The organism is Phenylobacterium sp., assembly GCF_036263695.1.
Lineage (GTDB): Bacteria > Pseudomonadota > Alphaproteobacteria > Caulobacterales > Caulobacteraceae > Phenylobacterium.
In genome coordinates this window covers 1-12261 of the sequence record NZ_DATAGM010000024.1, presented here as the reverse complement: position 1 = coordinate 12261, position 12261 = coordinate 1, and the positions used below count along the sequence as shown (strand labels likewise).

The window sequence follows — 12261 nt, the reverse complement described above, 5'->3', positions numbered from 1 at the left end:
GCCGCCACTTCTCCTTCTGGTCGATGTTGGCCTGGACGATGCGGATCACCGGCGCGTCGGCGGCCGGTTGCGCCGCCCCGGCGAGCCGCGCCGCGCCGAACCCGTAGAGGCCGGCCAGCGCCGCCAGCGCCAGGCCGGCCGGCGCGAGCCGTGCGATGCGGCCGCCCCTGTCGAACAGCGTCGCGGGCGCGGCGGCGATGGCCACCGTGATCCAGGTCAGGCCGTAGGCGCCGACCAGGGCGGCGGCCTGCGAGGGCGGCCCGCCGGCCCGCCAGGCCTCGCCCGGCAGGTTCCACGGGAAGCCCGTGAAGATGTGGCCGCGCACCCACTCCAGAAGCGCGAACGCGCCGGCGAACACCAGCACCCGCCAGGGGCCCTGGGCGCGGCTCGCCCGGTAGAGCAGCCCCGCCAGGCCGAAGAACAGCGCCAGCCCGCCGGACAGGAAGACCAGGGCGAACGGGGCCATCCAGCCGTGCAGCTCGATTTCCACCAGGAAGGCCTCGGTGATCCACCAGACGCTTATGGCGAAGTAGCCCAGCCCGCCCGCCCAGCCGCGGAAGAAGGCCGAGCGCAGCGGGCGCGCGGCGTCGGCGTGGTCCACCAGCGTCAACAGGGCGGCGAACCCGAGGAGGCCCGGCAGCACGCCGAACGGCGGATGGGCGAGGCCCGCGGCCAAGCCGGCCAGGACGCCCAGGGCGAGCACGCCCCAGCGGCTGGAGAGCAACTTGCCGAGGCGAATGGCCGTCACTCGGGCAGCTGCGGCCGGGCCGACGGCGTGATGCGGACGCGCTTGACCCGCCGGGGGTCGGCGTCGAGTACCTGCAGCTCATAGCCGCCGGGATGGGTGATGACTTCGCCGCGCTGGGGCACCCGGCCGGCGAGCGCGGTGACCAGTCCGGCGACGGTGTCGATCTCCTCCTCCAGGTCGGGCGACGCCAGGTCGGCGCCGAGCGCCGCCTCGAGATCCTCGAGCGGCGCGCGCGCGTCAGCCTCGAACACCCCGCCGGGGCGAGGGACGATGGTGACGGCGGCCGCTTCGTCGTGCTCGTCCTCGATCTCGCCGACGACGGATTCGACCAGATCCTCAAGGGTGACGAGGCCATCGGTGCCGCCGAACTCGTCGATCACCAGGGCCATGTGCTGGCGGGAGGTCTGCATGCGCAGCAGCAGGTCGGCGGCGCGCATCGAACCTGGGACGTAGAGGACGTCGCGCCTTACACGCTGCAGCACGGGCTCGTCCGCGGCGGGCCGGGCCGCGTCGCTCGCCAGCAGTCGGAAGATGTCCTTCACGTGGACCACGCCGACGGGTTCATCGAGGGTCTCGCGGAAGATCGGCATGCGCGAGTGCTCGGCCTCGACGAACCGTTCGACCACCTCGTGGAAGGGGGTGGAGAGCTCCTGGGCGATGATGTCGGCCCGGGGCGTCATCACATCCTCGACGGTCAGCGACTGGAAGGCGGCGGCCTGGTTGACGAGGTCGGCGCCGTTCGACGGCGGGTGGGAGACGGCGTCCGCTTCGCCGTCGCGATGTCTCAGCTTGCGGAACAGGGCCCGCAGCCCCCGGCTTGGCCTGGGCGTCGCGAGCCCGGAGGTACTCTGGTCGTCCTCGTCCGTCATGCTTCCCTGGCCCCGGCCGCGTAGGGATCGGGGACGCCCAGCCCTTCCAGGATGATCCGTTCGAGGCCCTCCATCTTGTCGGCCTCCTCGTCGGTCTCGTGGTCGTATCCTACTAGATGCAGCACCCCGTGCACCACGAGATGCTGCAGGTGCTGGGCCAGCGTCTTGTTCTGCTCATTCGCCTCCCGCGCGCAGACGCCGTAGGCCAGGGCGATGTCGCCGATGTGGCCTTCCGGGTTGCCGGTCGGGGACGGGAAGGACAGCACGTTGGTCGGCTTGTCCTTGCCGCGGAAGCGCTCGTTGAGGTCGCGGACCGTCTCGTCGTCGGTGAGGAAGACGACCAGGCCCAGGTCCTCGCCCATCTCAGGAGGCAGGAAGGACAGCGCCGCGTCGGCCGCCGCGAAGCCGAGCTTCTTCACCTCGGGCAGGGCGTCGAGCCAGGCGTCGTCGTCGATCTGGACTTCGATCAATCCTTGCGCCTTTGCTTGGCCGCGTCGGCCTCGTAGGCGCGGACGATCCGCTCCACCATCGGGTGGCGCACCACGTCCTCGGTGGCGAAGCGGGCGACGCCGACGCCCTTGACCCCGTCCAGCAGGCCGACCGCGTGGGCCAAGCCGGAGTCGGTTGAGTTGACCAGGTCGATCTGGGTGGGGTCGCCGGTGACCACCATCCGCGCGCCCTCGCCGATCCGGGTCAGCACCATCTTCATCTGCAGGCGGGTCGCGTTCTGGGCCTCGTCGACGATGATGTAGGCGTGGCTAAGGGTGCGGCCGCGCATGAAGGCGATGGGGGCCAGCTCGATCTCGCCCTTCTCGCGGCGGCGGCGGAACTGCTCGACGCCCATGATGTCGGTCAGGGCCTCCCAGACGGGGGCCATGTAGGGGTCGACCTTTTCGGCCAGGTCGCCGGGCAGGAAGCCCAGCCGCTCGCCGGCCTCGACCGCAGGGCGGGACACGATCAGCCGGTCGACCTCGCCGCGCATCAAGAGGCCCGCCCCATGGGCGACGGCCAGGAAGGTCTTGCCGGTGCCGGCGGGGCCCAGGCCGAACACCAGGTCGCAGCGGGCCAGGCACTCCAGGTAGCGGGCCTGGGCGGCGGTCTTGGGCGCCACCTGGCCGCGTCGGCCGGAGGGCAGGGCCGGACCCTGCTGGCCGGTGCGGGCGTTGCCGATGGCCACGCGCACGTCCGCCTCGCCGATCTCCAGACCTTGGTCGGCCCGGTCGGCGATGGCCTGCACGGCGCGCTTGGCGGCCGCCCGGGCTCGGGTGTCGCCGCTCAGCGAGACGCCGCCGCCGGGGGTTTCCACCAGCACGCCGAACGCGTCCTCGATCAGGGCGGCGTGGCGGCTCCCGGCCCCAGAGACGGCGCGCACGGCCGCGTCGGACAGGGAGATGAACTCAGGGGCGCGGCTCAAGCGGTCTCCATGATGAGTTCGCCGGCCAGGCTGTTCCTGGCCGCGCTTGCGATTTTCACAGAAACGATCTGGCCGATCAGGCGATCCGGCGCGCTGACGTGCACCGACTGCAGATAGGGGCTGCGGCCGATGAGCTGACCCGCATGGCGGCCGAGCTTCTCGAACAGCACCGGCAAGGTGCGGCCTTCCTGGGCGACATTGAAGGCGCGCTGCTGCTCGTCGAGCAGGGCCTGCAGGCGAGCCAGCCGCTCCTCCTTCACCTCGCCCGGCACCTGACCGGGCAGGGCGGCGGCTGGGGTGCCGGGGCGGCGCGAATACTTGAAGGAGAAGGCGCTGGCGTAGCCGGCGTCGCGGACGATCTGCAAGGTCTTGTCGAAATCGGCTTCGGTCTCGCCGGGGAAGCCGACGATGAAGTCGCCGGAGAGGGCGATGTCCGGCCGCGCGGCGCGGATCTTCTCCACCAGCCGCAGGTAGCTTTCGGCCGTGTGGGCGCGGTTCATCGCCCGCAGGATCCTGTCCGAGCCCGACTGCACCGGCAGGTGAAGGTAGGGCATCAGGGCCTCCACCTCGCCGTGGGCGGCGATCAGATCCTCGCCCATGTCCTTGGGGTGGCTGGTCGTATAGCGGATGCGGTCCAGGCCCGGGATCTTGGCCAGCCGCCGCACCAGGCCGGCCAGGGTCAGCCCGCCCGCGTTGTAGGCGTTGACGTTCTGGCCCAGCAGGGTGACCTCGCGCACGCCGGCCTCCGCCAGGCTGCGGGCCTCCGCCTCGATCGCCTCCGGGGTGCGGGACCACTCGGCGCCGCGGGTGTAGGGCACCACGCAGAAGGTGCAGAACTTGTCGCAGCCCTCCTGCACGGTCAGGAAGGCTGTGACGCCGGAGGCGCGCCGCTCGGTCGGCAGGGCGTCGAACTTGTCTTCGGCGGCGAAGTCGGCGGCCAGCCGCTCGCCCCGGGCGCGGTGGGCGCGGGCGATCAGTTCGGGCAGCTGGTGGTAGGCCTGGGGCCCGACCACCAGGTCCACCGCCGGCTGGCGGCGCATGATTTCCTCGCCCTCGGCCTGGGCGACGCACCCCGCCACGGCGATGGTCATGGCCGAGCCGGCCGCGGCCTTCTCCTGCTTCAGGCGCTTGATGACGCCGAGCTCGGAATAGACCTTCTCGGTCGCCTTCTCGCGGATGTGGCAGGTGTTCAGCACCACCAGGTCCGCCTTGGCCGGATCGTCCACCACGCCATAGCCCAGCGGCGCCAGCACGTCGGCCATGCGCTCGCTGTCGTAGACGTTCATCTGACAGCCGTAGGTCTTGATGTAGAGGCCCTTGGCGGGCGCGCTCTCGGACATGCCGCGGTTATGGGTGTCCTGACGCGGAGGTGCAAGCTTCCCTCCCCTTCAGGGGAGGGTGGCCCGGAGCGAAGCGACGGGACGGGTGGGGGAGTGAGGAGCTTGCAGGGTGCTGGAGGCCCCGCGGTCGTGCGGGCGGGAGACTCCCCCACGCGTCCGCTCGCGATGCTCGCGTCCACCCTCCCCTGAAGGGGAGGGAAAGAGTCACTCCTCGATCGGCACGCCGTAGAGCTCGAGCCGGTGGTCGACCAGCTTGTAGCCGAGCTTGCGGGCGATGGCCTCCTGCAGCGCCTCGATCTCGGGGTCCACGAACTCCACCACCTTGCCGGTCTTCATGTCGATCAGGTGGTCGTGGTGGGTCTCGGTCGCCTCTTCGTAGCGCGAGCGGCCGTCGCGGAAGTCGTGGCGGGCGATGATGCCGCTTTCTTCGAATAGCCGGACGGTCCGGTAGACGGTGGCGATGGAGATGTGCGGGTCCACGGCGTGGGCGCGGCGGTAGAGCTCCTCCACGTCCGGGTGGTCATGCGCTTCGGACAGCACGCGGGCGATCACCCGGCGCTGCTCGGTCATGCGCATGCCCTTTTCGGCGCAGAGCGCTTCGATACGGCCGCTCACGCTGGTCCCTCCTCAAGTTCCGCCGGCAGGATAGGGGTTCGGAGGCGTGCTGTTAAGATCGCGCCGCATCACCAGGGCGTCGGCCCGCGCGCCCCCGCCGCGGTCGTAGTAGCCGGGGCGGCGGCCGACCTCGGCGAACCCGGCCCGCTGGTAAAGGCCGATGGCGGCGGCGTTGTCGTGCGCCACCTCCAGGAACAGGGCCTCCGCGCCCGCCTCCCGGGCCAGCGCCGAAGCCGCCTCGACCAGCAGCCCGCCCAGGCCTTCGCGCCGCCGGCGGGGGTCCACCGCGAGCGTCAGAACCTCGCTCTCGCCCCCGGCGGCCCGGAACAGGATCATCGCCTGGGGCGCCTCGTCCTCGATCACCAGCGCGCCTGCCCCGGGCGTGGCGATCAGATCGGCGATCAGACCCGCGGGCCAGGGCGCCTCGAAGGCCGTGGCGTGCAGGGCCGCCAGCAGCTCGGCGTCGTCGGGCCCGGCGATGCGCAGCTTCATGCCCCCGGCAGGCGGGCGTCGGGCGCCCGCAGGTAGAGCGGTCGGGCCGCCCCGCCGGCCGTCGCCAGCCGGGCGACCGCGGCGGGATCGGCGGCCTCGGTTTCGATCACCTGCGCGCCCGGCGCGGCCGGCGCGAGCAGCGCCGCGCCGGGCCCCACCAAGGTGGGCGCGCCGGCGGCGGCCATCTCGACCACCCGGGCGAAGGCCGTCTCGACGGGCAGGACGTCAGGGGCGCTGACCGCCGCTCCGTCGGCGAAGGCCTGCAGGTAGACCTGGCCCCGCTTGGCGTCGATGGCCGCGACCACCGATCCGGCTACCGGTTGGGCGAGCGCGGCGAGCGTTCCGACGCCCGACACCGGAATTTCCAGCGCCGCGCCCAGCCCTTTGGCGAAGGCCAGCCCGACCCGGAGGCCGGTGAAGGACCCGGGGCCGATGGTGACGCCCACGCGGGAGAGGTCTGCGAACGCCACGCCCGCCTGCGCCATCACCGCCTGAACCAGAGGGGCCAGGCGTTCCTGGTGGCCGCGGGTCATCGGCTCGCTGCGGGCGGTCAGCAGCTCGCCGTCCTTTAGCACGGCGGCCGCGCAGGCGCCGAGGCAGGTGTCGATGCCCAGGACGATCACAGGCTGGGGCGCTCGAGGCGCCAGCAGCCGTCGAGCCTTCGGAAGGCGTCCTGCATCCAGTCGGCCAGCGCCGAGCCGTCGGAGCCGCGCACCTCCAACGAGGCGCGGCGGCCGTTGCGCCAGCGGGCGTCGTCGGCCCAGAGCAGATAGCTGTCCCCGTCGGCGGAGGGCCCTGCGGGCGCGCTCTTCCCGATCCCGGGCACATCCAGCCCCGGCATCGCCAGCTGCTCGAGCCGCCGGGCGGCCTCGGCGAGCTGAGGACAGCTGCGGGAATCGGTCCAGTCGACATACGCTGGCCCGCCCTGCGCCCGCACGCGGCGGGCGACCAGCACCGGCGCCGCGCCGGCCTTCGTCGCATAGATCGTCACGCCGCGGGTGTAGGCGGCCTCGGCCCGGCCGCCGTAGTGGGCGAAGGCGCCCCAGGGGCGCACGGCCCCGAACGGGGCGGACTTGATCTCCGGCCAATCGTCGTCGGCCGCGAAGGCGGGTGCGGCGAGCGCTGTGGAAAGGCCCGCCAGGACGGCCAGAAGCGTGCGCATGGAGGCGGTCAGAGCGCCTGTTCGACGCGGGTGACCTCGGGCACGTAGTGCTTGAGCATGTTCTCGACGCCGGCCTTCAGGGTGGCGCTGGAGGAGGGGCAGCCCGAGCAGGCGCCGCGCATGTTGAGCCACACCACGCCGGTGTCCGGCTCGAAACGGTTGAACAGGATGTCGCCGCCGTCCTGAGCCACCGCCGGGCGGATGCGGGTGTCGAGCAGTTCCTTGATCTCGGCCACCACCTGGGCGGTGTCGCCCTCGTAGGTGGCCTCATCGTGGCCCCCGGCGGCGCCGGCATCCTCGAACAGCGGTCCGCCGGACGTGAAGTGGTCCATGATGGCCGCCAGGATCGGCGCCTTCAGATGGGCCCAGGCCGCGCCAGGATGCTTGCCGACGGTCAGGAAGTCGGGGCCGAAGAAGACCCTCGTCACCCCTTCGATGTCGAACAGTTCGGTGGCGAGCGGCGAGGCGGCGGCCTCGTCCACATTGCGGAAATCGCGCGAGCCCTCGCCCATGACCTCACGGCCGGGCAGGAACTTCAGCACCTCGGGGTTCGGGGTGGCTTCGGTCTGGATGAACATGGGCAAGATGTGGCCCGCGCGAGGCGCGCGTGCAAGTCACCGCAGGCGCGAGCAACCTTGCGCGCCGGCGCGGGATCGCCGATCCCTGGCCCATGGCCCATCCGGTCCCCCCGCCGCCCTTGTCCGACGCGCCGCTGGCGCCGGGGCTATATATCGTGGCGACGCCGATCGGGAACCTGCGCGACATCACCCTGCGGGCGCTGGACGTGCTCAAGGGGGCCGACCTGATTCTCGCCGAGGACACCCGGGTGAGCGGCAAGCTGCTCGCCGCCTACGGAATCTCCGGCAAGCTCGAGCGCTACGACGAGCATGCCGCCGAGCGGGTGCGGCCCAAGGTGCTGGCGGCGCTGGCGCAGGGCGGACGGGTGGCGCTGGTGTCGGACGCCGGCACCCCGCTGATCTCTGATCCCGGCTACCGGCTGGTGCGCGAGGCGGTCGAGGCCGGCGCGCAGGTGTTTCCGATCCCGGGCGCCTCGGCGCTGCTGGCGGGCCTGTCGGTGGCGGGCCTGCCAACCGACCGGGTGCTTTTCGCAGGCTTCCCGCCGCCGAAGTCGGCCGGCCGCCGCAGCTTCTTCGAGGAGGTGGCGGGCGTGCGGGCGACGCTGGTGTTCTTCGAGGGCGGCTCGCGGCTGGCGGCGAGCCTCGCCGACATGGCGGCGGTGTTCGGGGCGCGCGAGGCGGTGGTCGCGCGCGAGCTGACCAAGCTCTACGAGACGGTGATCCGCGGCCCGCTGCCGGACCTGGCCGCCGACCCGGCGCTGCAGGCGCCGAAAGGCGAGATCGTGGTGCTGGTGGCGCCCGGGCGCGAGACGGCCGCCACCGCCGACGAGGCTGATTCGGCCCTCGCCGAGGCCCTGACCCGGCTGCGGCCCGCCGACGCGGCCGCCGAAGTCGCCAAGGCGCTGGGCCTGTCGCGTCGCGACCTCTACCGGCGGGCCATGGCGCTGAAGGAGGCGGAGCGATGAGCGGCGTGCGCAGCGCCCGCGGCGCGGCCGCGCGCCTGTCCGGCCGACGCGGCGAAGTGCTCGCCGCCCTGTGGCTGATGCTGAAGGGCTACCGGATCCTCGGCTTCCGCCTGCGCACGCCGCAGGGGGAGATCGACCTTCTGGCCTATCGCCGCGGGGTGCTGGCGGTGGTCGAGGTCAAGCGCCGCACCGGCCTCATCGAAGCGCTGGAGGCGGTGACGCCCCAGCAGCGCGATCGCCTGCGCCGCGCGGGCGCGGCGATCGCGGCGCGACGACCTACCCTGGCGGGTGCGTCGGTTCGCCTCGATCTTCTCGCGCTCGCTCCGGGTAAGCTCCCCAGGCATCATCCCGACGCCTGGAACGGCACGTGATACACACCACGATCAGAATGACGCGTAACGACGCCGAGACCATCCTCACCGAGGCCGGAGCGGCCTCCGACGGTGACTTCCCGCTGCTGGAGGCGGCGATCGCCTGCGCGGTGCACGAAGAGCCCGAGCGTGACCCGCAGTCGGCCCGCGACCTGGCCCAGGCCGGGGTCGATCGCCTGACCCAGCGGCTGTCCAGCGAGAGCCCGGAAGAGGCGCTGGCGGAGACCCTGTCGGGCGACCTGCGGCTGGCCGGCGACCTCTTCACCTACGAAGACCCCGACAACGCCGACGTCATCGCCGTCGCCTCTAGGCGCAAGGGCCTGCCGGTGGCGCTGGGCATCTACTACCTGCACGTCGCCCGCCGCTGTGGCCTGGTGGTCCAGGGCGTCGACTTCCCTGGCCATTTCCTGCTGCGTATCGAGACCGACGAAGGGCCGCTGGCCCTCGATCCCTTCAGCGAGGGCCGGGTGGTGCTGCCGTCCGAGCTCACCCGCCGCGCGCTGCACGCGGGCCTGACGCCCAACGTCGCCGACCGGCTCGACCGGCTGATGGCGCCGGTGCCCGACCGGGCCGTGCTGATCCGGCTGCAGAACAACATCTTCGCCCGGGCCGCGGCGGTGAAGGACTTCGCCCGCGCCGAGCGAGCCGCCCTGCGCCGCGCCCTGCTGGACCCCAAGGACCACCGCCCCTGGCTGGACGTCGCCGCCGCCCGCGAAGGGCAGGGGGCCTTGGCCGGCGCGCTGCAGGCCCTGGCGAAAGCGACCACCCTCGACGGCGGCGCGGCGCTGGCCGCCCGGGCGCAGCGCGAACGGGTTCGTCTGCGCCTGAACTAGCGCGGAGGCTCCGGGCCGCCTATGTCCTCACCTTCGCTGTGAGGAGAGCCCCATGAGCCTGAAGGTCGCCGTCCAGATGGACCCGCTGGAAGGGATCAACATCGAGGGCGATACGACCTTCCTGATGATGCTCTCGGCCCAGGCGCGCGGGCACAGCCTGTTCGTCTACACGCCCGACAAGCTGGCGCTGGAGGACGGCAAGGTCACCGCCCGCGGCCGGCCGGTGACCGTCCAGCCGGTGAAGGGGGCGCACGCGACCTTCGGCGGCGAACAGCGGGTGGACCTGGCCGACTACGACGTCGTGCTGCTGCGGCAAGACCCGCCGTTCGACATGGCCTACATCACCTCCACCCATTTCCTGGAGCGGATCCACCCGAAGACCCTCGTGGTGAACAATCCCACCGAGGTGCGCAACGCGCCGGAGAAGCTGTTCGTCACCGGCTTTCCCGGCGTGCAGCCGCCGACGCTGATCACCTCCGACACCCAGGCGATCTACGACTTCCGCGACCGGCACGGCGACATCGTGCTGAAGCCCCTGTACGGCGGCGGCGGCTCGGGGGTGGCTCGGCTGATGGCCGACGATCCCAACCTCGACGCCCTGCTCGACCTGCACGCGATGATCGGGCGCGAGCCGGTGATCGCGCAAAAGTTCCTCCCGGCCGTGGCCAAGGGGGACAAGCGGATTCTGCTGGTGGACGGCGAGCCGGTGGGGGCCATCAACCGGGTGCCGAACGCCGGGCAGATCCGCTCCAACCTGCGGGTCGGCGGCGAGGCCCGGCCCGTGGAGCTGACGGCGCGCGACAAGGAGCTGTGCGCCATCATCGGCCCGGAGCTGAAGCGCCGGGGCCTGCTGTTTGTCGGCATCGACGTGATCGGCGACTACCTCACCGAGATTAACGTCACCTCTCCCACCGGCGCCCAGCAGCTGAAGCGCTTCACCGGCGTCGACGCTGCGGAGCTCATGTGGGAACGGATTGAGGCGCTTCGGGCCGAAGGCTGAGTCCTCCCGCTCGCTTGCACCTCTAAGTTACAGAACCGTCTCATCTTCTCGGTAAGTTCGACTTTTGTTCTTGATCCGAGCCGCCGAGCGTGCTCAGGTTGTGGATAACTAAGGACTTTTCCGCTTGGGAGGTGAGATGGCGGCGCGCGTCGTCACCGTCGCGTTCGAGGGGGTCGAGGCCCGCCAGGTGGACGTCGAGGTGCAGTTCACCCGAGGCGAGCACGCCTTCGTCCTGGTCGGCCTGGGCGGGAAGGCGGTGGCCGAGAGCCGCGAGCGGGTGCGGGCGGCGTTCATGGGGCTGGGCCTGTCGCTGCCGGGCAAGCGGATCATCGCCAACCTGGCGCCGGCCGACCTGCCCAAGGAGGGCAGCCACTACGACCTGCCGATCGCCCTGGCGGTGATGGCCGGCATGGGCGTCCTGCCGCCGGACATCCTCGACGGCTGGGCGGCCATGGGCGAGCTCTCCCTCGATGGACGGATCGTCGGCGTGGCTGGGGCGCTGCCGGCGGCGGTCGCCGCTGGGGGGATGGGCCTGGGGCTGATCTGCCCGGAGGCCTGCGGGCCGGAGGCGGCCTGGGCGGGCGAGACCAAGATCCTGGCGGCGCCGTCGCTGATCGCCATCGTCAACCACTTCCGCGGCGGCCAGATCCTCGCCGCGCCGGAGCCAGGGCGGATGCGCGACGGCGACCGGGTCCCTGACCTGCGCGAAGTGAAGGGGCAGGAGAACGCCAAACGGGCGCTGGAGATCGCCGCGGCAGGCGGCCACAACATCTCCTTCGTCGGCCCGCCGGGGTCGGGCAAGTCGATGATGGCCCAGCGGCTGCCAGGTCTGCTCCCACCGCTGTCGCCGGAGGAGCTGCTGCAGACCTCGATGGTGCATTCAGTGGCGGGCCTGATCGCCAAGGGCGAGCTGACGAGGGCCCGGCCATTCCGAGCGCCCCACCACTCGGCGAGCATGGCCGCGCTCACCGGGGGCGGCCTGCGCGCCAAGCCCGGCGAAGTGTCGCTGGCCCACAACGGCGTCCTGTTCCTCGACGAGCTGCCGGAGTTCTCCGCCCAGGCGCTGGATTCCCTGCGCCAGCCGCTGGAGACCGGCGAGGTGATGGTCGCCCGGGCCAACGCCCATGTGCGCTATCCGGCCAGGTTCCAGCTGGTCGCGGCGATGAACCCCTGCCGCTGCGGCGTCGGCGGGGCGGGCAAGGGCGCCTGCGGGCGCGCGCCGCGCTGCCAGTCCGACTACCAGCACCGGGTTTCGGGGCCGCTGATGGACCGGATCGACCTGCAGATCGAGGTGCCGCCGGTCACCGCGGCGGATCTCGCCCTGCCGGCCCCCGCCGAAGGCACGGCGGAGGCGGCCGCAAGGGTGGCGGACGCCCGCGCCCTGGCCGCCGAGCGCGCCGCCACGGCCGGGAACGGCGCGGCGGTCCTGAACGCCCAGGCGGACGGCGATTGGCTGGAGGGCATCTGCGCCCTCGACCCGCCAGCCCGCGCCCTGCTCACAAGGGCCGCCGAGGCCGGCGGCCTCACCGCCCGCGGCTGGACCCGCACCCTGCGCCTGGCCCGCACCATCGCCGATCTGGAGGGCGCCGGCGCCGTGCGGCGCGTCCACGTGGCCGAGGCGCTGAGCTGATAGCCGCCCGGTGAGGCTTCCTCGAAGCGCGCCGACGCCGTCGCCGGCGCCATCAGAGGCCGGGCCCCAGGCGGAATGGACGGCCTCGCCATGAGGCCCTGGGGGGCATCAGCTGTGGGAACTCGGCCGCGAGGTGGCGCGCGACCACAGATACGTCCCGACGACTAGGGACCCGAGGACGCAATAGCTCCAGATGACCAGGGCCCAGCGATAGGCCCAGGCCCGCAGCCCCGGATCAGCGCCG

14 protein-coding genes and 1 pseudogene are annotated in these 12261 nt (G+C 72.3%); 5 read left to right on the top strand and 10 right to left on the bottom strand.

The genetic code is table 11. The features are described from left to right. The 10 genes and pseudogenes from VHK87_RS00860 to VHK87_RS00815 all read right to left on the bottom strand — a co-directional run. Nucleotides 1-739, bottom strand: a pseudogene (locus VHK87_RS00860) (apolipoprotein N-acyltransferase); the annotation flags it as partial. A gap of 5 nt (nucleotides 740-744) precedes the next feature. Then, on the bottom strand, nucleotides 745-1617 hold the full coding sequence (locus VHK87_RS00855; protein WP_329633002.1) for a hemolysin family protein: 873 nt from the start codon (nucleotides 1615-1617) through the stop codon (nucleotides 745-747). After that, the gene (gene ybeY / locus VHK87_RS00850; RefSeq protein WP_329633001.1) at nucleotides 1614-2087 is read right to left on the bottom strand and encodes an rRNA maturation RNase YbeY; all 474 of its coding nucleotides are present in this window, start codon (nucleotides 2085-2087) and stop codon (nucleotides 1614-1616) included. The genes VHK87_RS00855 and ybeY overlap by 4 nt, the downstream gene beginning before the upstream one ends. Next, nucleotides 2084-3031: a PhoH family protein gene (locus VHK87_RS00845; RefSeq protein WP_329633000.1), complete on the bottom strand. Its 948-nt coding sequence runs from the start codon at nucleotides 3029-3031 to the stop codon at nucleotides 2084-2086. The genes ybeY and VHK87_RS00845 overlap by 4 nt, the downstream gene beginning before the upstream one ends. Beyond that, nucleotides 3028-4371 carry a tRNA (N6-isopentenyl adenosine(37)-C2)-methylthiotransferase MiaB gene (gene miaB / locus VHK87_RS00840; RefSeq protein WP_329632999.1) on the bottom strand — a complete coding sequence of 448 codons (1344 nt, stop codon included), beginning with the start codon at nucleotides 4369-4371 and terminating at the stop codon, nucleotides 3028-3030. The genes VHK87_RS00845 and miaB overlap by 4 nt, the downstream gene beginning before the upstream one ends. Nucleotides 4372-4575: 204 nt before the next feature. Continuing rightward, nucleotides 4576-4947 carry a Fur family transcriptional regulator gene (locus VHK87_RS00835; RefSeq protein ID WP_329633005.1) on the bottom strand — a complete coding sequence of 124 codons (372 nt, stop codon included), beginning with the start codon at nucleotides 4945-4947 and terminating at the stop codon, nucleotides 4576-4578. Nucleotides 4948-4998: 51 nt separating this feature from the next. Next, nucleotides 4999-5478 (bottom strand): N-acetyltransferase, encoded by a 480-nt coding sequence (locus VHK87_RS00830; RefSeq protein WP_329632998.1) that lies wholly within the window; start codon nucleotides 5476-5478, stop codon nucleotides 4999-5001. Further along, nucleotides 5475-6098, bottom strand: a complete 624-nt coding sequence (tsaB, locus tag VHK87_RS00825) for a tRNA (adenosine(37)-N6)-threonylcarbamoyltransferase complex dimerization subunit type 1 TsaB (protein WP_329633004.1) — start codon at nucleotides 6096-6098, stop codon at nucleotides 5475-5477. The genes VHK87_RS00830 and tsaB overlap by 4 nt, the downstream gene beginning before the upstream one ends. Further along, nucleotides 6098-6640: a hypothetical protein gene (locus VHK87_RS00820; protein WP_329632997.1), complete on the bottom strand. Its 543-nt coding sequence runs from the start codon at nucleotides 6638-6640 to the stop codon at nucleotides 6098-6100. The genes tsaB and VHK87_RS00820 overlap by 1 nt, the downstream gene beginning before the upstream one ends. Nucleotides 6641-6648: 8 nt before the next feature. Then, nucleotides 6649-7218: a NifU family protein gene (locus tag VHK87_RS00815; protein ID WP_329632996.1), complete on the bottom strand. Its 570-nt coding sequence runs from the start codon at nucleotides 7216-7218 to the stop codon at nucleotides 6649-6651. A gap of 92 nt (nucleotides 7219-7310) precedes the next feature. On the opposite strand from VHK87_RS00815, the gene rsmI reads away from it, so the two are divergent. From rsmI to VHK87_RS00790, 5 genes are all read left to right on the top strand, one after another. Further along, complete coding sequence (rsmI, locus tag VHK87_RS00810) at nucleotides 7311-8183, top strand: 16S rRNA (cytidine(1402)-2'-O)-methyltransferase (protein ID WP_329633003.1); 873 nt, start codon at nucleotides 7311-7313, stop codon at nucleotides 8181-8183. Further along, nucleotides 8180-8554 (top strand): YraN family protein, encoded by a 375-nt coding sequence (locus VHK87_RS00805; RefSeq protein WP_329632995.1) that lies wholly within the window; start codon nucleotides 8180-8182, stop codon nucleotides 8552-8554. The genes rsmI and VHK87_RS00805 overlap by 4 nt, the downstream gene beginning before the upstream one ends. Nucleotides 8555-8571: 17 nt before the next feature. Beyond that, nucleotides 8572-9387 carry a SirB1 family protein gene (locus VHK87_RS00800; RefSeq protein ID WP_329632994.1) on the top strand — a complete coding sequence of 272 codons (816 nt, stop codon included), beginning with the start codon at nucleotides 8572-8574 and terminating at the stop codon, nucleotides 9385-9387. Between the two features lie 52 nt (nucleotides 9388-9439). Continuing rightward, nucleotides 9440-10387 (top strand): glutathione synthase, encoded by a 948-nt coding sequence (gene gshB / locus VHK87_RS00795; protein ID WP_329632993.1) that lies wholly within the window; start codon nucleotides 9440-9442, stop codon nucleotides 10385-10387. Nucleotides 10388-10523: 136 nt separating this feature from the next. Further along, entirely contained in the window at nucleotides 10524-12017 is a 1494-nt protein-coding gene (locus tag VHK87_RS00790; RefSeq protein WP_329632992.1) for a YifB family Mg chelatase-like AAA ATPase, read from the top strand. Nucleotides 12018-12261 lie beyond the last annotated feature (244 nt).